Source organism: Rhizobium sp. RSm-3 (assembly GCF_001854685.1).
Classification (GTDB): Bacteria; Pseudomonadota; Alphaproteobacteria; order Rhizobiales; family Rhizobiaceae; genus Rhizobium; species Rhizobium ecuadorense.
In genome coordinates, this window is the sequence record NZ_MAWZ01000034.1 from 1 (window position 1) to 18,273 (window position 18,273).

Genomic DNA, 18,273 nt, shown 5'->3' on the forward strand with positions numbered 1-18,273 from the left:
CCGATCTCGTTGGTGAATTCGGGAGGCGCAACCAGCCCGCCTCCCTGAATGAAGCCGGAAAACTCTAGCATCCGGTGGTCCAACGTTTGGGAGCGTTTCAAAGACCGCCGAGGCTCTAATCGCCGCCGGATGAAAATTCAGTGGCAGGTCATCTGAAATATCTGGCGTTCGGCAGCTTGGTCGCACCGCCACATTAACAGGCATCACAAACTACCGTGTTAGCATCAGTATCGTCCTGGGCTTAAAGAAGCTCGGTTCACGTTCCCGGAAAATTTGTTCATCGGGGCGGTAAACACTCTCGATTGAGGGCTTGTTCCACCATGATGGGAAGAACGGTCCCGGAAATGAGAACTGGTGATCTGGTCATCGCAAATAACCCGTACGCCAGCAATATCTTGAATCGGCTCATAAGTTCTTCCAGGGAACGACGACGCAAGTCCCCCGCCAGTCACGACAACAGGCTCGGTCCGTTAGCAGGAACCGTGGAGCTCGAATTTTATCTATGCTGTGAATGGGTATCATCCAAACAATCGATTTTACGAATTGAATGGCGTGATCCATTAGACGAGCATCTTGACGGAAATCAAGTCGTCGATGGCGCGCCCAGTGGTGTAGAGGGGTCAAATGTGTGGCTTTGGAATGTAATGCTTGCATAAGCGGTCGATCAGCCCATTGCATCACCTTGCAATCGTCGACAGCTCGGGGGTTCACCACCAATCGCACTCGGTACAGTCCGCAACGAGCCGCGGTATTGACAGATTCAGACGAGGCGGCCTGGTGACCGCTATTTTGGGGAAACGGCGTACGCTACACGCTGCCACGCGCGCGTTTCGACCTGCGTCCACGCGCGGCGTCATCATCCTACCCTTTGGTGGCCGGTCTCCGAATGCCACCAGGATAATTTACCGGAAAGGACGAGAGCAATGACGCACCTCGATTGCTCGTGCGAAGTGCACGGTGAGCGCGATGACGGCACTGGTAGTCACAGCGTTTATTTGACGTTCGACGACGGTCCGCATCCATTTTGTACACCGGAGATTCTCGATATTCTGGCTGAACACCGGGTGCCGGCAACATTCTTCGTCATCGGCGAGTTCCTGGCCGATCAATCTAAATTGATCCAGCGAATGATTGCAGAGGGACATGAAGTCGCCAACCACACAATGACGCATCCAGACCTGTCTGACTGCGAACCCGACGAGGTGCAACGTCAGATACTCGAGACAAACAGAGCCATAAAAATGGCGTCGCCTCAGGCGGTGGTGCGGCACATCCGGGCTCCTTACGGCATCTGGACCGAAGAAGTGCTCAAGGTTTCGGCGAATGCGGAACTCACTGCCGTGCACTGGTCGGTAGATCCGCGAGACTGGTCTCTTCCCGGGGCCGACGGCATTGTCAATGATGTGCTGCAGTCTGTCCGGCCGGGGTCAATCGTGCTCTTGCACGACGGTTGTCCCTCCAGTGAAATGCAACAAGGAACTGACCGCAGTCTGCGCCACCAGACTATCATGGCGTTATCTAGCATAATTCCAGCTTTGCATGATCGCGGCTTTGTATTCCGCTCGCTTCCTCGGGAGTTCTGATGGATATGCTTGACACAACCAGCACTGTCGCCGTCTCGCTTTATGCACTTCTCTCGACTGCTTATAAAAGCGTGCAGGCCGTTTATTCTCTGCCGACCGATGTTTCATTGGCGTCCCAGAGCTTGGCCGGCTTTGAGGAGCTGCCCAGCGTAGATGTCATCGTGCCAAGCTTCAACGAGGATCCCCGCACGCTTTCGGAGTGCCTGGCTTCTATTGCGGGTCAGGAATACGGGGGAAGGCTGCAGGTTTACCTAGTTGATGACGGTTCCGAAAATCGCGAGGCTTTGCGACCTGTGCACGAGGCCTTCGCACGAGACCCCAGATTCAATATTCTCCTGCTTCCCCAGAATGTTGGTAAACGGAAGGCACAGATCGCCGCGATACGCCGCTCTGCTGGAGATATGGTGTTAAACGTCGACTCCGACACGATCCTCGCATCTGACGTCATCAGGAAGCTCGTGCCTAAAATGCAAGATCCGGCTGTCGGCGCGGCCATGGGACAGTTGACGGCCCGCAACCGAAACGATAGTTGGCTGACCCGTTTGATCGATATGGAGTACTGGCTGGCTTGCAACGAGGAGCGTGCGGCACAAGCTCGCTTCGGAGCCGTTATGTGCTGCTGCGGTCCATGTGCTATCTACCGTCGCTCTGCGCTCGCTTCGCTGCTTGACCAGTACGAATCACAGTATTTTCGGGGAAAGCCAAGCGATTTCGGTGAGGATCGGCATCTCACCATTCTTATGCTGAAGGCAGGCTTTCGAACGGAGTACGTGCCGAGCGCCATCGCAGCGACAGTCGTTCCGAACAAGCTAGGACCGTATCTGCGCCAACAACTACGCTGGGCGCGGAGCACGTACCGGGACACGTTGCTTGGGCTGCGCCTGCTGCCCAACCTCCATCGCTTCCTTACGCTCGACGTTGTCGGACAGAACCTCGGACCGCTGCTTCTGGCACTATCAGTGCTGACGGGGCTCGCACAGCTTGCATTGACGGGCACCGTGCCTTGGTTGGCATCCCTGATGATCGTGGCCATGACGATGATCCACTGCAGCGTTGTCGCGCTCCGGGCCCGCCAACGACGGTTCCTCGGGTTCTCTCTGCATGCATTCATCAATATTTTTCTGCTACTGCCCTTGAAAGCCTACGCGCTGTGCACGCTGAGCAATAGCGACTGGCTGTCGCGCAGCTCTGCTGGCAACTCGAATCAACATCCGGCGACTGATGCGCGCACTACAGAATGTTCTGGACATGCGACAGCGCCTCGAAGGCTCAACCCCGCCCGCGATTCTGCCAGGCGAACGACGTCTGACTGCATGTGCAGCGACGAGTAAGATCTATTTACCGAGGTGAACGAGTTGACACAGAGCGACAATTATCAATTGCTGAATCGGGAACTGGCTGCACCCGATCCATGGGGACTCGACGCCAATCCATTCGAGCGTGAGCGTCACACGCAAATGCTCCGCTTGGCGCTTGCCCAGGGATCCATCTCAAATGCGCTCGAAGTGGGATGCGCTGCCGGCGCATTTACGGTGCAGCTAGCCCCCCACTGCAAACGGCTCACCGTGATCGATGTTGTGCCTCACGCTATAGAAAGATCGCGTCGACGCATGAGGGATTCTCCGCACATCAGCTGGATAGTCTCTGATGTTCAACAGTTTTCACCTGACGAGAGGTTTGATTTGATCGTTGTGGCGGAAGTGCTCTACTATATTGGAGGAATAGCCGAGATGAGAGGGGCTGTTCGGAATTTAGTGCGGATGCTTGCGCCAGATGGATATCTGGTTTTCGGATCGGCGCGCGACGCCAATTGTCGTCGCTGGGGCCACGTTGCTGGTGCTGAGACGGTCCTCGACATGCTGAACGAAACTTTGCTCGAGCTAGAGCGGCTTGAGTGTCGGGGTGGCTCGGTCAACGAAGATTGCTTACTCGCCTGTTTCCGGAATCCGATTTCTGCCTCCTAACGGCCCCAACCCTCGACGTTCAGACATGGAGACACTATGCGCGTCTGTGGTATAAAAAGACGCGGATGAGATGCCAGGACAGAATTCCGGCTGTTGTCCATCTCGATGAATCTGCACAATTGCAGACCATCCCAGGCACTCTCTCCGTGAAGTCGCCGAGCTACTCTTCGAATGTAACAAGCTCGGGACATTCGGCTGCTCTGCAACACGAGTGCCAATTACCACGGACGAGGCGTTTTCCCGGATGCTGCTGCCAGCCCTTTAATGGAGACGCAATGAACACATACGGTGCGATGGACCAGGAAGAACACAACCAACCGAAGAAATGCCAGTCAACGGCGCCCGACGGTCAGATGAGCGCATGTTCATGTCCGCAATAGATTTTTTCGACGTAAGCAAGACATATGGCGACAAGGCCGTGGTCAACGCGCTATCGTTCCGCGTTTCCCCGGGGCAATGCTTCGGGCTGCTTGGACCGAACGGCGCGGGCAAGAGCACGATCGCACGCATGATCCTTGGCATGACAGCCCCTGATGCGGGGAAGATTACTGTGCTCGGCGTGCCGGTGCCTGCCCAGGCTCGCTTGGCGCGAAAGGGTATCGGCGTGGTGCCGCAATTCGACAACCTTGAGCCTGAATTCACTGTGCGCGAGAATCTGCTGGTCTACGGCCGCTACTTCGGCATGAATACACGCAAAGTCGAGGCGGTCATGCCGTCGCTCCTTGAGTTTGCACGCCTAGAGAGCAAGGTGAATGCGCGTGTGTCTGAACTTTCAGGCGGCATGAAGCGGCGCCTGACGCTAGCGCGTGCGTTGATCAATGACCCCCAGCTACTTGTCATGGACGAGCCGACCACCGGTCTCGACCCGCACGCGCGCCACCTGATCTGGGAGCGCCTGCGTTCCCTGCTTACGCGCGGCAAAACGATCATCTTGACCACCCATTTCATGGAAGAGGCCGAACGGCTATGCGATCGACTCTGCGTACTCGAAAGAGGTCGCAGCATTGCCGAAGGGCGGCCGCATGACCTGATCGATGAACTGATCGGGTGCGAAGTCATTGAAATCTACGGCGGCGATCCGCATGAATTGGAATCGCTGGTCGGGCCATATGCCGATCGCGTCGAAATTAGCGGCGAGACCCTTTTTTGCTATGTGTCTGACCCGGAGCAGGTGCGTGTGCGGTTGCGGGAGCGCGCGGGCTTGCGCATTCTCCAGCGTCCGCCGAATCTTGAGGATGTGTTTTTGCGGTTGACCGGGCGCGAGATGGAGAAGTGAACGATGGGTGAAGGTTGTGCCGCGGCTCTGCCCGCCAACGCTTTTAACTGGATTGCGATATGGCGACGCAACTATCTGGCATGGAAGAAAGTAGCACTTGCGTCAATTGTTGGAAGTCTGGCCGATCCTATGATCTACCTTTTTGGCCTCGGCCTTGGCCTCGGAATTATTGTGGGTCGCGTTGACGGCACAACCTACGTTGCGTTCTTGGCGGGCGGCATGGTGGCGACAAGCGCGATGACCTCAGCGACGTTCGAGACGATTTACGCGGCCTTTACGCGAATGCACGCCCAACGCACCTGGGAAGCCATGCTCTACACACAAATGACACTTGGGGACATCATCCTGGGTGAGTTGGCATGGGCAGCGAGCAAGGCATTTCTTGCCGGTACGGGAATCATAATCGTCGCCACCGTGCTAGGCTATGCGACGTGGCCATCAGTCGTCTATGTGCTGCCAGTTATCATGCTCACTGGATTTGCATTCGCGAGCCTTGCGATGGTAGTCACGGCCCTTGCGCCCAGTTACGAGTATTTCATTTTTTACCAGACGCTCGTCCTGACACCAATGCTGTTCTTGTGCGGCGCGGTGTTTCCAATCGCGCAACTGCCCCAGGCCTTTCAGCAGGTAGCGCAGTTCTTGCCTCTAGCGCATGCGATCGACCTCATACGCCCGGCAATGCTTGGGCGCCCCGCGGGTAGCATGGGCCTGCATATAGGCGCGCTTTGCATCTACGCGATTTTGCCGTTCTTCCTGTCGGCAGCGCTGTTGCGTCGGCGCCTGATGTCTTGACGCTACTCGCCACCACGCCATGAGGGGTATTGCGATGCAGTATCTTGAAAAGACCCGCAGAGCTCTGAAGATAATCATCATAGTCCGGGAACAAATGAACCCGTGTCGGCGCCGGTGAGACGATGCAGGTTTGTCGCTCTGCAACTGGCCGAACTCGGAAGCAAACACTCTTCAGGAAAATCCGGCTTGTATCAGGAGAAAAGCAAATGAAGGTCATCTCAATCGCTACGGCGCTCTTTGCTCTGGCGTGTCCCGCGAACGCGTTCGAAAACAAAGCGGTCGCGGCTACGCTTATCTTAAGGACCGATCGTACGATTGCTGGTCAGCCCATCATCGTTCCACGGAAGAATGTCGAGGTCATCGCTTCGATTTATGAGATTGCGCCCGGTGCGACGTTGCCAATTCATCAGCATCGCTATCAGCGCTATGGCTATGTGCTTTCGGGGGAGATCACGGTCACCAATACAGAATCTGGGAAAGAAAGCATTTTCACGGCAGGAGATTTTATCGTCGAGTCCTGGGGCATATGGCATAAAGGGGCGAACAACGGCACCGAGCCGGTAAAGCTGCTCGTGATCGATCAGGTGGAAAAGGGCAGTGAGAATGTTCTGCCGCAAAAATAAAGACGTTGAGGTATTACCGGAGGGCAATCTGGCGCCACGGCTCGGATGTGGTGAACCCGTCCCATATTAGGGGTTGGTTTGCCGCTCCTTGCTAATGTCGATTGGAGCTGCGTGAACCTTCGACTTGAGTCGTCGACAAACTGTCGAGGAGGTTGTTTCATTGGTCGGTTGAACGGCGGGCGTAGGAGAGCATCTGTCCAGTTCCTCCATACTTGGTCGTCAGTCAGCGCGGCTGTTGGGCCAGCGGCGACAGGATCATCAATCATCCGTGAGACTGTAGCGGCGGCGTTTCAAAGAGGCTCCTCATTCCGACGCCATGAATCACGCCGAACGACAAAACCACGAAAGGTTGCTAGGAAATCCTGAGACGTCTCATTACCTCATGGGGCGAAGGCATGCGGGATGCTTCCTGGCATAGCACGTCCCGCATCCAGAGGCTTGCCTGATCACTATTGTGAAGCGCGGGCCATTGGAGGGCCTGTGTGAACGCGGGCAAAGGTAGCGGAAGGTCGGCGATCCGCAGGGGTATTGTCTTTTCGAGCTGCTTGACCAGGCGTAAGGGCATTGTCGCTATGCGCTCGGTCCCTGAAAGCATGAACGGAACCATGCTGAAGCCCTGCACGACTACTTCGACATGTCTCTTAAGCCCGTGCCCAAGCAAACACCATTCCTCGATGGAAGCAGCGTTCCCAAACTTCACCACAACGTGTCCCATCGACATATACCTCTCGAGTGTAAGTTGCTCCGAGAGTAGCTTGTTCGAGCGGCAGCCCACGCACACGAGGGTCTCCTCGAATAACGCCACCTTAGGATGTGCGCGCGACATGAGCAATTCCGGAAAGATGAGAAAATCGGCGTCACCGCGCCGCAAGTAATCATCGTAGTTATCGGCGATCGGCAGCAACTCGAAGCTGACGGCGGGCGCTTCTCGGGCGACACGCGTCACGACCTTTTCAAAAAAAACGAGTGCGGCGTAATCGGAAAGAATGACTCTGAAGCAGCGATCCGATTGAGCAGGGCAAAACGGATCCCAGGATATGATCGAAACCTGGATGTGAAGCAGAGCCTCGCGGACCGAAGGCGCGAGCCGCTCCGCACGCGGGGTTGGAACGAGTTCGCGACCGACCATGGTAAAAAGGTCGTCATTGAAATAGGTGCGTAACCTGCCGACGGCCGCGCTCATGGCCGGTTGGCTCAAGTTGATGCTGCGCGCTGCCGCCGTGAGGTTACGCTCGGTCATCAAGGCGTCGAGTGCGACGAGGAGATTCAGATCAAGGCCCTTGAACCGCATGTCTTCATCCATAGCGAGGTGGCGAGATAAAAGGTGAAAAGGCTTGGTCTCGCAGTGCGGCGCCACGAGAGATCAGCAAGCAAAGGGTCGCCTAAAATTGAGAAAGTATCGATGTTCCAGCCGCCGTGGCTTTGATGGTCTTACTGCTACCTTCAACCGACACGATTCAGTGGTGCCTGATCATTCTGGCGAGTAGCAGTGTTTTCCGAGGATAAAAGTTTCGGTCTGCGACGTCGATCACTTCGGCGCCTTCAATATGTACTTCGGGGGGTAAGACGCACTCGTAGCACTCACCTTCTTCGGCAGGAGTATCTTGGCAATTGAAGTCTTGAGTGTGCTCCGCTGAATGGGCTTTGTCAGCACCATTCAGGTTTGCGCGGGGGTCACTTGCCGCCGGGCCACAATCTTGGTTACGATCATCTGCTGCAAGTGACGGCCCGGCCCGCAATGTCAATGCGAGCAACGCTGCAACGATGACGTAGTAACCAATAACCTTCATGAGACGTTTCCTTTCTTCGGCTAAGGCCAGGCGATACCAGGTAGGATTGATGCCATTCCCGCCGCCAGTGCTTCGGGGCTACAGGCGTTGTTGGATTGGTTGAGAGCCTTTCAACGGATCATACCCGGTGGAGTGGAGACGGCCGTCTATGGAGCATCCGCGAAAATTGGTGAAATCTATTGTTTAAATGCGAGTCATCCATTTGATGCATGTAGACGACGTCTTGCCTGCCCGAACCAACAAGTGTCGCCAAACCCACTGTTTTCAGGGGCGCCTTTTCACCCAGTCCTTCTATCCTCAGTGGGCTTGCGCATGTCGTTGCCGCCATCCCCTTCATCCGGGATAGCAAAGGGCGCCGCGTGCGGGAGGGACACCCCTGCGTCTCCCGTCAGGCTACGACATTTTGTTCGATCGGCTGCCTTGTATGGAGAAGACCGGATTCCTGACGTTTCAGTGTCATCGTTTTGCAATGAGATAGAGGTAATGGCCGCAAGCCAGCTGGGTCGACCACGTTTGGCTTCCATCGCGGAACGTCGCCATTAGCTTTCGACGTTCATTTCGAATGATCGTAGCGTGATGAACAAGTCGGTCCACCGCGGCAAGCGTCATGGCCGGGTCCGGAAAGACTCGGTTCCATTCTCCAAAGGGCTGATTGGCGGTGATGATGATGGAGCGCCGCTCATATCTTGGGAGATGAGTTCGAAGAGCACGCGGGTTTCGGCCTGGTCCTAGTGACGTAGGCCAGGTCGTCGAGGATAAGCAGATCGAACTTGTCGAGCTTTGCGACGGCGGATTCGATCTGGAGTTCACGCGGTACGACCTGCAGTTTCTGGACGAGGTTGGTCGTGCGAGTGAACAGCACCCGCAACCGTTCTCGATCAGCGCGAGGTCGAGGGCCGCGGCGAGATGGCTCTTTCCGCCGCCCGGCGGACCGAACATGAGGATATTGGCACCTTTCGCGACCCAGCTGTCGCCAGCGGCAATGGCCATGACCTGGGCCTTGGAGACCATAGGGACTGCATCAAAATCAAAGCTGTCGAGCGTCTTTTCCGGTGGCAGGTTTCGCCTGGGCAAAATACGCCGACGCTTTGCGCAGAATCTCGTTGGCCTGACGAAGCTCGCGGCTCTCCCGCTCAAGAGCCTTCATAATCTCGGCGACATCGTTCGGCCGGCCTGCTCGCTTACCGCTATCGACCTCGGTCTTCTTCACCCATTCGTGTAGCGTGCGTGGCCGGCGAGCAGCCGATCTGGGCCGCGATAGATGAAGCGGCAGCCCACCGCGCGGGGTGCTCGGCTTCGTGATCCAGCACCATGCGGATGGCACGCTCACGGACTTCAGGCGAGAATTTGTTCGTTGTCTTGCTCATATCGGCTCCAATCTCTCATGAGTTGAAGCCTCCGGCAAACTCGGCGCGGTTCTTGAATCCCAAAAAGGGAACCGGCTATAGGCTTGTGTTTTTAAGCAAAACGTCACCCTCCACTCCTCGGGGATACTCAACTACCATCTGGAAGGAAGGTAAGAGCTCAAGAATGGCGCGCAGGGGAAGCTGGCCTTCATAAAGCTCATGATCACTATCCTCAGTATATATGTAACGCGTTCTCATCAGGATCTGATTGCCACCGGCAATAACGTCGGCCTCGGCTCCCTGCACATCCATCCAGATGAGATCTATATTCTCTAGGCCAGCTTCGCTGCACCAGTCATCCAGCCTCCTAGTCTCAACCGAAATCGGAGGGTCAAACCGAACCCACTCGTACTCAGAAAGATGGTTCTTGGGACGGCGTATCGAGCCCGAGAGATCCCATTCCTTAGCGCTGTCATTGCCATTGCTGGGATGAAACTCGATCATCCCGTTTCGGTCGCTGATCGCAACCTCGGATAGCCTCATCCGATCCCGATCAGAACCCATTTTCTCCTTGAAGCGTGCAGCGGCTCTGGGGTCTGGCTCAAAGCAATAGAGCTGGGCGCTCGGAAGAAGGCGCAGAAAGCGTTGAGCATCGCTTCCGTCATTGCACCCAATGTCAAAGATTACAGGGTTAGGCTTATCGAGAAGCGAAACGATCTGTCGATGTACGTTTAACTCACACACCGGATCCATCACAGTCTCCTTAACTTTTCGAAGTGCCCCTGCTGAACGAGCTCGGGCAGGATATCACTGAAATACCGAGCCATTTGGCCCTTCTTTCGACATGGTTGTTGACGCGTCGCCGTGCGATTAGGTGGGCACGGCGCATTGTCGGTCGCGGGCTTTGTTATTCGCGAGTTTGTTTGGCGTAACGAAGCGACCCCAAGCTATGCTGAAAGCCCACTAGTCACCGAGGCCTCAGCGGGGACGGATACCTGTGATTTGCGGCCACGTACCGGGCTTAAGCATATGCAACGCTGCTCCCAAATCTGCCGAAGTTCATTTAGGAAAGTCTCACGACTACCTGAAACAGGCGCGATTCCATCCAAAATGTCGCCAACCAGGGCTTCTCCCTCAATCCTAATTAGCTGTTCAAACAACCCCGGTGAAATACGCACGGCCTGCAGGCTGGAGGCGCCTGTGCGGATCTCACATACAGTCTCTTGCCGATCCAGGGTGGAATATGCACGCGCCTGATGGAGACTTGCGTAAGGTGGCAAGGAAACTGCTAGTTTATTCCACTCCTCCATCGTTGAGATTCGCTTCTTGACGAGAAATGGACCGATGACAAGTGCATCCAGGTCGGTCGTCAAAAAAGTCGTTACGGCATCCCTAACCGAATCCACTACCGGCTCGGCGTTGTTGTTAAACGACGTGTTGAGCAAGATCGGAACGCCGGTTCGCTTCCCGAAAGCATTGATTAGCTCCCAATATGCGGGATTTGTCTCGCGTGACACTGTCTGCAAACGAGCCGTACCATCTACGTGCGTGATGGCGCCTAGCGAACTACGCTTGGGTTCGCGCACAGACACTACGAAATTCATAAAAGGAAATTTGCGCAAGGTACCTGGCAGATCAAAAAATTCCACGGCGTCCTCCTCCAATACCGAGGGAGCAAATGGGCGGTAGCCTTCCCGCTTCTTGACCATCATATTAATTCGATCCTTGTTTGACGCCGGCCTCGGATCAGCAAGAATACTCCGGTTGCCTAGCGCCCGTGGACCGAACTCCGAACGCCCCTGCACCCAGGCGATCACGGCGCCATCCGCAATCCAATCGGCTGCTTTGCCTGTCACGTCATCACTCCGTTCAATTTCGAGATGCTGGCCCCAAGCAAAAAGTTCCTCCTCCACGCTTCCTTCGCTCTCCAGGTCGGGTCCCCAATAGACGTTTTGCAAACGCTCACGAGGTGCCGGATGCCCCAGATCATGAGACGCCATCAATGCGGCGCCTAGTGCGCAGCCAGCGTCATGGGCAGCCGGTTGCACGAAGATGTCGTCAAACATCCCCGAGTACAGCAGCTTGCCATTCAAAGTGCAGTTGTGAGCCACTCCTCCGGCCAAACACAGTCGTTCGATGCCCGTAACCTTGGTGTAATGCCGTAGGACGTGGAACACGATCCGTTCCAGTGCTTCCTGCAGTGAAGCACTCACATCTTTATGCTGCTGCGTGAACGGCATGCCTTTCTGGCGTATTTGAATGTTACTGAGCAACGTAGGACCAACTCGGTCGAGATGGACCCGATAACCACCGTCGTCTAGGAGTTCGTAAAATTGTTCGAAGATCTCGCGGTACGAAGCGGGATTGCCGTAAGGTGCCAGACCCATGATCTTATATTCATCGAACGCGCCATAACCTAGGTAGCGGATCGTTTCCAAGTATAGCAGCCCTAGAGAATCATTCTCCGGAAATGTCACGAGTGGCTCAATCTCCGTGCTGGAACCAATCGCCAAAAGCCCCGAAAGAAAGTCTCCACCGCCGTCAATTGAGAGGACCAAACTTCGCTCGAAGCCCGACATGAAAAACGAGCTCACCGCGTGCGACATATGGTGGCTCACGAACGACACACGTGAGGGATCAATTTCGGCACCAAATTCTTGCCCGAGTAATCCGCACAACAACAGTCTCGCGTCCGGTATTGGGGTACTTGGGTGAGAGAGGCGCACGCGCTCGAGCACAGCGTTGCAATAGGCCTCGGTCGCATAATACGCGATGCGGTCGATGTCGCTCAGGTGAACACCTGCAGATGCGAGGCAATATTGAATCGAACGCGTTGGTAACTTGTTGGAGTGCTTGTCCGGTTAAGGCGCTCCTCCTCGACCGCCGCTATCACTCGCCCGTCGCGAACGAGAACCGCAGCCCCATCGTGCATAAAGGTGTTCGGTAGATCGAACGAATTTTCGTAGACTCTGCTTAGACCGCCACTGAGCCCTAGACACAGCATGTTGCTCTCCAGTTCGTTTCGAAAGGTAGGTCGCTCTGGTCTGGCCACCGGCTTTCGCAGTTTCATAGGGTGGCGCTTGACAGTGCAGCTAGAGCTCACGGGTCGAAGCCGAAATCAGATCGTGACCGGATCGGTGAGATTGCCGACAATCGGCGCTAACAGAGCCCCAGACCGAAGCATTTGCGGCAGTAACGCCGCGTAACGTATCCACATTACCCAGTCCTTCATCTTTCCGCCCGACAGCCACAACGACGTTTGGTGGTCGCTGCAAAGGTCGCAGACCGTATCCTTGCAGCGGCGAGTGCGCCTGCGTTGGCTCCGAGGCATAGCACACAGAATTCCGCCGCCGGCCTCCGTCATTCGCATATGCGCCAGCACCGAACTCAGCTCCCACGCGGTGGGGCCGCCATTGATAATCACGTCGAACGGCGCCCACGGCGTGAGAACCGATCTGCAACAAACGCTAGAAGGGGAAGCAGTAGAAAGATGACCAGCGCGCGGTGAAGACGAATAGGAGGCGGCATCGACCGGGGCAAAAGTGCGTCCCGTGAGAGCCCACTGAAACGTCGAGAAGCAACGACCAAGATTCTACCCGATCACGTCGAGCGCAAGATAACGATCGAGACCAGGCAGCAGACCGACTGCCTCATCTCGTTTTCCCAGCACAGTCTCCACGGCACCCGAGGACCCATTTTAAGAACTCCGAATTACGGCTTTTACAAAACGCTTCTTCAGCGTCTTCTAATGGCAACCGTTTCGATCAGTAAAATCGATTGTTTGGATGGAATGCATTCACGAAAACGATGGCGTGACTCAGCAGTGAAGCGAGCGGCGACCCCATCCTTCTCTCTATGGCGGCCGTGTGCAAGGCAGATCCGCCTGTGACATTCGACCGACAAACTCCTCGTGTCTTGTCATAAAAGCAACACTCCTTCGCTACTCTTGTTTCAGCCGACAAAGCCAAGCCGCATGTTCGTCTCGGCACATCAATGAGCCTAATGGCGGCGCTAGCTGCAAGGAAACTGCGTTCGGTCTTGGTCAGCACCGCCGCTGCGAGTGCCGCGAAACGTGGGCCAAGCGCTTCAACATTTTCCCCGGCGTAAGTGCGCAGCATCTGGTCTTTGAAGCGCCAGCCGACGAAGGAGAAGCCTGGGTTGGTGCGCGGCTCCTTCACCACTTTAGGGACCGGGACGATAAATCGGCAGAGGCCGCGGTAACTCCAAAAAATAATGCGGCGCTAAAAAATTGGCCTCAGGCTAGACCGTGGGTATAGACTGGTAGTCCGGTAGGCGCTATTCGTGCTGTTCCAGCATAACATCAGCCACCCCGTGGATTCTCCAAGGCCTCTTATATTGAAAAAAGTGCAACGCAGTTTTGCCGTCGAGTACAAGAACGGCAGGCGAAAACTTGATGCCAGATCGAACTCGATCTGGGGCAATGTGGATCTAAAGTCAGTCGCGCGCGATCTAGAGGAAGAGGCATTGCCTTTTCTGTCAGGTAGCTCTCAGAGTGGCAAACCCGACAGCGAAATGTCTTTGCCGGAACAAGATCAGGCCGAGCAGTTGTTGACAGCGCCTCTCGGGCCGTCGACAACTGCATCAGATACACAGGAGATGAGCATGGCCGACGAGACTAATACGACAACCAAGGTCGATGGACAGACCGTTGTCGAAACGCCTAATGCGCCGAAGAAACAGCGCAAACCGCGCGCCAAAAAAGTCGCGGCACTCGAGACCGCGTTAGCTGACGCTACGGCAGAGCCGGCAGCTGCGCTGGCCGGGGACGGTGGTGTGAAGAGGAGAGGGCGCAAGACAAAGGCTATCGAAGCCACGGCGAGCGCCAAACGCGCACCTGTGCGCCGTGCTCCAAAGGCTGTGCAGGCAGCGCCGGCTGCCCCGATGACGGCGAGCGATGAAATGGCAGACCTTTTGCAGTTGGAAGAGGAAAATCAGCGGCTGCGCAAGCTTCTTGCTGGAAAACTTCGCGCTGAAAATGAAGATCTGCGCAAACGGCTCAAGCTCGATTGATATAAGCAGCCGGTCAATAAGCGACCGGATCTACATTCTTATCGAGACAAACAATTCGGCAACGGTAATGCTGTTGCCGGACCCCAAACTCACTGCCTGCTTGCGGGATAAAACGCGAGGTCGGATAGATGGCGTCTCCCTGGAAACTTCTTGCCCGACTGATCTCACCGGGTCGCGAACAAAAGCGAGAAAACGGCTCGGACCAGAAGGTTACGCCGGACACATTGGCCATTGCCGGTCCGACCGAAACGCCTGCCGAGAAGAGCCTGATAAGCGCCGTTCGACCGGCAAGCGAGGGGCCTCCCCGTCACGGCCATTCTCCTGCAATTTCCACCGAGTTTGTTGTTTCTAAGGAAGTCGGAATCGGTGGCCACGATCAGGTCGAAGGCCAAGATGCCAAAAACGTTGAGGCGGCCGATCCACCTCCATTCGGCGGGCTTAGTACCGACATCGCCGCTGGGCACGATGCTACGAGGCTCGAGCGAACTCTCGAGGTCGCCCCGCGTAAGAAGGCATCAGCCGCGATTGCAAACGCTGCCCCGGCAGTTCACACTGCGGACCAGATGAGCCTCGACGAAGACATCAGGGTGCTCAGGAGGCAGCTAGCCAGAAAGCTAAGGCTGCAAAACGCGCAGTTGAGAACAATGCTGGAGCGGTTTGAACGGTGACCTGTCGCAGTGCAACAACCTGTCGCCCTGGGCATGTAGTGGAGCCAGCGGCAGCATCACCTGTGTACGGCAAGGACAAATAATTGGGGTCCGAACACGGTCCCATTTCGTCGAGATCAACGACAAGAGTGTTTAGGCCATGTTCTAGGCATTTAACCGCGCTCGATCGCCACCGTGAACATCGAGCCTGCCGCAGGTTTCCTGGATGCGCGTCTCCGCCGCCTGCGCAATCGAAGCCGCATTGGTGGCGTCAAGCTGAACTGTCCGGGCGTCTGGTCCGTTTTGAACGAAGGTGTCGCCTGCTTCAAGTTGGCGCGCGCAACCGAGCCGGTGAAGCCGTGCTGCGCCAGACCTTTCACGATATTTGACGGCGGATTTCTTTGCCAGTGGCGAGAGCTGAACTGTGACGCGATCGAGACCGACACATGCCATGGACTGCGAATTCAGCGATCGATTTAAAATCGAGCAATTGGGGGCTTGCCTCCTGCCTAACATCTCGACGAACTCGAGCTCGATTAAGTGATCACTCCAAGGTCCTCCGTTTGCCAGTCTAGATCGGCTGGCGGCCAAGATAAGCATCGAACGCGGCAGCGACATGGCGAAGGGCAGAGCGACGTTCGTGCCGCACACGGACTAAACCGTTGTCAAACTCAACGATCCCATCCTCAGCCAGAATCTCTAGCTGCTTAGCTGAACTCACTAGATGGGTCTGATCAAATCCCTGAGCCGTACAGATTGCTGATATGTCCGCCTCCAAGTAGCACATGAGCTGTTCGATGATTGCAGCTCTTACGCGATCCTCGGTAGCTAAACGGTAGCCCCTTGAGATCGCCAAGCGGCCGGATGCTATGTGCCGGTTATAACAGCTTTGCGTGAGATCGTTTTGAACGTAACCGTCGCCGCAACGACCAATGGCGGACGCGCCCAAACCGATGACAGTTGAGCAGGTTTCGGCAGAGTAACCAAGCGAATTTCGGCGCAGACGACCAGCTCTCTGTGCTATTGCAAGCTCGTCATCCGGCAAAGCAAAATGGTCGAGACCAATTTGCAGATAGCCTGCTGCAACTAACGTATCGGCCATGGCTGAGGCCTGCTCAGCTCGCGCGGCTATATCGGGCAGTGCTGCTGTGTCAATCAAGCGCTGATTTTTTCGAAAAGATGGAACGTGGGAATAACCGAAAACCGCGAGGCGGTCGGGACGCATCGCAATAGCTAACATAGCGCTCTCGAGACAGGACTGGACGGTTTGGTTCGGCAAACCGAACATCAAGTCGAAATTGATACGCCTGACCCCATGCAGGCGGAGGTTTTCGACGGCGGTCATCACTTGCGCCTCGCTCTGAATCCGGTTGATCGCTTTTTGTACGACGGGATCGAAGCTCTGCACACCGACGCTTGCGCGATTCACACCGGTTCTTTCTAGGGCTTCGGCCATATCGGTGGTGAACGTGCGCGGGTCGACCTCAACGGCAATGGTTGCACCTCGCTCAAGCGCAAAACGGCCGCGCAGGAGTTCCATTAGCGACAGGAAGTCTGCCGATGGCATAATGGTCGGGGATCCGCCGCCAAAGTGCACGTCACCCACGGAGAGTGCCTGCGGCACTTGCTCGGCGACCAGGCGGATTTCCTCGCGCAGCATTGCTAGATAATCGGTTATCAAAGTGTCCCGACGAGTGATGCTAGTCGGAAAACCACAATACCAGCACATCGAGCGGCAGAATGGAATGTGGAGATAGAGCGAGACAGCGTCATCAGTTCCCTGGCTTCTCAGCCATTGCTCATAAGTGTGGGCGCCGATTTCTGGAGAAAACTCCTGTATTGTTGGGTAGATAGTATACCAAGGCAACTGCGCCCCGCTATTTGTGTTCGGAACGAAAATCGACGACGGTGCGCGCAAAGACTTTCGCCTGCAGTCCGTGTCACGTTCACATACAATATTTGACACGTTTTTTTCCTTCGAAAGCGTGGTCCTATTGGGCACATGCCACGCCCGGAATGGACTTGATGTTCGATTTGACGTCGCATTCGGAAAGGGCCTTCGGCTCATCGCCAGGCTCGTCGCCGCTCGTTGCGACGCTGAGGTGCTTCTTGCGGCGCTTCGCCGCCTTGTCTGGATATTGCGCTAATACTTCCGCAATGAGCTGTTCATGCAAAACGCTGTCATTCTCGTAATCAAGGCTCATGGGCCCCTGCCCCCTTTCAAGGTTCGGGTTAGGTCGTCGTCGCCGAAGCGGCTTTCTTGGAAGGACGCGCTGGCGCAAGGGCCAGCGCGTCCTGTCGACAGCGGCAGTTATTGAGCCGCAACCACCGCTGACTCCTTGGCCTGTAGTTCGGCCAGCATCTGCTCGTCGCTCTTCATGATGCCGAAGTCGAGCAGCATGTCTTCGAGCTCTTCCATGGTAATCGGGGTCGGAATGGTCCCTTGGCCCGAATTGGCATGGATCTTCTCGGCTAGCGCCCGATATTCCCCGGCCTGCTTGGAGTCCGGCGCGTACTGGATCACCGTCATCTTCCTGAGCTCGGCGTGCTGGACGATGTTGTCACGCGGCACAAAGTGGATGAGCTTGGAATTGAGCCTGGCAGCCAGCGCCTCGGAGAGGTCGAGCTCGCGGTCCGTCTGGCGCTCGTTACAGATCAGGCCGCCGAGCCGCACGCCGCCGGAATGGGCATATTTCAGGATGCCCTTGGCGATGTTGTTGGCGGCATAGAGCGCCATCATCTCGYCGGACATCACGATGTAGATCTCCTGGGCCTTGTTCTCACGGATCGGCATCGCAAAGCCACCGCACACCACATCGCCGAGCACGTCATAGGAGACGTAGTCGACATCGTCATATGCACCGTTCTCTTCAAGGAAATTGATCGAGGTGATGACGCCGCGCCCGGCGCAGCCGACGCCCGGTTCCGGACCGCCGGACTCCACGCACTTGATGCCTTTGTAGCCGGCCTTGAGCACGTCCTCGAGCTCAAGGTCTTCCACCGAACCTTCCTGCGCTGCCAGATGCAGAACCGTGTCCTGTGCTTTGGCGTTCAGGATCAGCCGGGTGGAGTCGGCTTTCGGGTCGCATCCGACGATCAGGATCTTCTGCCCGAGGTCGACAAGCGCTGCGAGCGTATTTTGGGAGGTGGTGGACTTGCCGATCCCCCCTTTGCCGTAAAATGCGATTTGACGCAAATCTGACATATCGCCTTCCTTCTTT

The 18,273-nt window shown here is 56.1% G+C and carries 14 protein-coding genes and 5 pseudogenes; 8 read left to right on the forward strand and 11 right to left on the reverse strand.

Annotated features, from left to right (window positions below; translation table 11 throughout):
• Positions 1–152: 152 nt before the first annotated feature.
• Positions 153–522, reverse strand: a pseudogene (locus BBJ66_RS35820) (nodulation protein NodZ); the annotation flags it as partial.
• Between the two features lie 401 nt (positions 523–923).
• On the opposite strand from BBJ66_RS35820, the gene nodB reads away from it, so the two are divergent.
• The 6 genes from nodB to BBJ66_RS22810 all read left to right on the forward strand — a co-directional run bounded on the left by nodB (position 924) and on the right by BBJ66_RS22810 (position 6,238).
• Entirely contained in the window at positions 924–1,583 is a 660-nt protein-coding gene (gene nodB / locus BBJ66_RS22785; RefSeq protein ID WP_004679213.1) for a chitooligosaccharide deacetylase NodB, read from the forward strand.
• On the forward strand, positions 1,583–2,914 hold the full coding sequence (gene nodC, locus BBJ66_RS22790; protein ID WP_004679211.1) for a chitooligosaccharide synthase NodC: 1,332 nt from the start codon (positions 1,583–1,585) through the stop codon (positions 2,912–2,914). Before nodB ends, nodC begins: the two co-directional genes overlap by 1 nt.
• 15 nt (positions 2,915–2,929) lie before the next feature.
• Complete coding sequence (gene nodS, locus BBJ66_RS22795) at positions 2,930–3,547, forward strand: nodulation methyltransferase NodS (RefSeq protein ID WP_012489576.1); 618 nt, start codon at positions 2,930–2,932, stop codon at positions 3,545–3,547.
• A gap of 325 nt (positions 3,548–3,872) precedes the next feature.
• On the forward strand, positions 3,873–4,823 hold the full coding sequence (gene nodI, locus BBJ66_RS22800; RefSeq protein ID WP_080515691.1) for a nodulation factor ABC transporter ATP-binding protein NodI: 951 nt from the start codon (positions 3,873–3,875) through the stop codon (positions 4,821–4,823).
• Positions 4,824–4,826: 3 nt separating this feature from the next.
• Entirely contained in the window at positions 4,827–5,615 is a 789-nt protein-coding gene (locus tag BBJ66_RS22805) for an ABC transporter permease (RefSeq protein WP_009998866.1), read from the forward strand.
• A 206-nt stretch (positions 5,616–5,821) separates the two neighbouring features.
• A complete protein-coding gene (locus tag BBJ66_RS22810) occupies positions 5,822–6,238 on the forward strand; it encodes a cupin domain-containing protein (RefSeq protein ID WP_012489574.1) in 417 nt (138 codons plus the stop codon).
• Between the two features lie 352 nt (positions 6,239–6,590).
• Here the strand turns inward: BBJ66_RS22810 and nodD1 are convergent, their stop codons facing one another.
• The 7 genes and pseudogenes from nodD1 to BBJ66_RS33645 all read right to left on the reverse strand — a co-directional run bounded on the left by nodD1 (position 6,591) and on the right by BBJ66_RS33645 (position 13,555).
• The gene (gene nodD1, locus BBJ66_RS22815; RefSeq protein WP_029532439.1) at positions 6,591–7,529 is read right to left on the reverse strand and encodes a transcriptional regulator NodD1; all 939 of its coding nucleotides are present in this window, start codon (positions 7,527–7,529) and stop codon (positions 6,591–6,593) included.
• Positions 7,530–7,695: 166 nt separating this feature from the next.
• Positions 7,696–8,028 (reverse strand): nodulation protein NolE, encoded by a 333-nt coding sequence (gene nolE / locus BBJ66_RS22820; protein ID WP_012489573.1) that lies wholly within the window; start codon positions 8,026–8,028, stop codon positions 7,696–7,698.
• A 542-nt stretch (positions 8,029–8,570) separates the two neighbouring features.
• Positions 8,571–9,114 (reverse strand): annotated as a pseudogene (gene istB / locus BBJ66_RS22825) (IS21-like element helper ATPase IstB); the annotation flags it as partial.
• Positions 9,101–9,395: pseudogene (locus BBJ66_RS33640) on the reverse strand (transposase); the annotation flags it as partial. The pseudogenes istB and BBJ66_RS33640, both read right to left, overlap by 14 nt.
• Before the next feature lie 75 nt (positions 9,396–9,470).
• Complete coding sequence (locus tag BBJ66_RS22830) at positions 9,471–10,127, reverse strand: FkbM family methyltransferase (protein WP_012489572.1); 657 nt, start codon at positions 10,125–10,127, stop codon at positions 9,471–9,473.
• A gap of 194 nt (positions 10,128–10,321) precedes the next feature.
• A pseudogene (locus BBJ66_RS22835) lies at positions 10,322–12,378 on the reverse strand (carbamoyltransferase family protein).
• 760 nt (positions 12,379–13,138) lie between these two features.
• The gene (locus BBJ66_RS33645; RefSeq protein WP_011053452.1) at positions 13,139–13,555 is read right to left on the reverse strand and encodes a hypothetical protein; all 417 of its coding nucleotides are present in this window, start codon (positions 13,553–13,555) and stop codon (positions 13,139–13,141) included.
• Between the two features lie 175 nt (positions 13,556–13,730).
• Here BBJ66_RS33645 and BBJ66_RS22850 point away from each other — a divergent pair, with 175 nt between their 5' ends.
• Together BBJ66_RS22850 and BBJ66_RS22855 are read left to right on the forward strand one after the other, a co-directional pair.
• Positions 13,731–14,405 (forward strand): transcriptional regulator, encoded by a 675-nt coding sequence (locus tag BBJ66_RS22850; RefSeq protein ID WP_029875595.1) that lies wholly within the window; start codon positions 13,731–13,733, stop codon positions 14,403–14,405.
• Between the two features lie 128 nt (positions 14,406–14,533).
• Complete coding sequence (locus BBJ66_RS22855; protein ID WP_004679185.1) at positions 14,534–15,073, forward strand: hypothetical protein; 540 nt, start codon at positions 14,534–14,536, stop codon at positions 15,071–15,073.
• Positions 15,074–15,623: 550 nt separating this feature from the next.
• Here the strand turns inward: BBJ66_RS22855 and hemN are convergent.
• The 3 genes and pseudogenes from hemN to nifH all read right to left on the reverse strand — a co-directional run bounded on the left by hemN (position 15,624) and on the right by nifH (position 18,257).
• Positions 15,624–16,970 (reverse strand): oxygen-independent coproporphyrinogen III oxidase, encoded by a 1,347-nt coding sequence (gene hemN / locus BBJ66_RS22860; protein ID WP_080515689.1) that lies wholly within the window; start codon positions 16,968–16,970, stop codon positions 15,624–15,626.
• Positions 16,971–17,058: 88 nt separating this feature from the next.
• Positions 17,059–17,256, reverse strand: a pseudogene (locus BBJ66_RS22865) (hypothetical protein); the annotation flags it as partial.
• 107 nt (positions 17,257–17,363) lie between these two features.
• A complete protein-coding gene (nifH, locus tag BBJ66_RS22870) occupies positions 17,364–18,257 on the reverse strand; it encodes a nitrogenase iron protein (RefSeq protein ID WP_071090019.1) in 894 nt (297 codons plus the stop codon).
• Positions 18,258–18,273 lie beyond the last annotated feature (16 nt).

What these genes read in the sequence shown, in the direction of transcription:
- nodB (WP_004679213.1), top strand. Translation starts at nt 924, where the DNA reads ATGACGCACCTCGATTGCTCGTGCGAAGTGCACGGTGAGCGCGATGAC.
- nodC (WP_004679211.1), top strand. Translation starts at nt 1,583, where the DNA reads ATGGATATGCTTGACACAACCAGCACTGTCGCCGTCTCGCTTTATGCA.
- nodI (WP_080515691.1), top strand. Translation starts at nt 3,873, where the DNA reads ATGCCAGTCAACGGCGCCCGACGGTCAGATGAGCGCATGTTCATGTCC.
- BBJ66_RS22805 (WP_009998866.1), top strand. Translation starts at nt 4,827, where the DNA reads ATGGGTGAAGGTTGTGCCGCGGCTCTGCCCGCCAACGCTTTTAACTGG.
- BBJ66_RS22810 (WP_012489574.1), top strand. Translation starts at nt 5,822, where the DNA reads ATGAAGGTCATCTCAATCGCTACGGCGCTCTTTGCTCTGGCGTGTCCC.
- nodD1 (WP_029532439.1), bottom strand. Translation starts at nt 7,529, where the DNA reads ATGCGGTTCAAGGGCCTTGATCTGAATCTCCTCGTCGCACTCGACGCC.
- nolE (WP_012489573.1), bottom strand. Translation starts at nt 8,028, where the DNA reads ATGAAGGTTATTGGTTACTACGTCATCGTTGCAGCGTTGCTCGCATTG.
- BBJ66_RS22830 (WP_012489572.1), bottom strand. Translation starts at nt 10,127, where the DNA reads ATGGATCCGGTGTGTGAGTTAAACGTACATCGACAGATCGTTTCGCTT.
- BBJ66_RS22855 (WP_004679185.1), top strand. Translation starts at nt 14,534, where the DNA reads ATGGCGTCTCCCTGGAAACTTCTTGCCCGACTGATCTCACCGGGTCGC.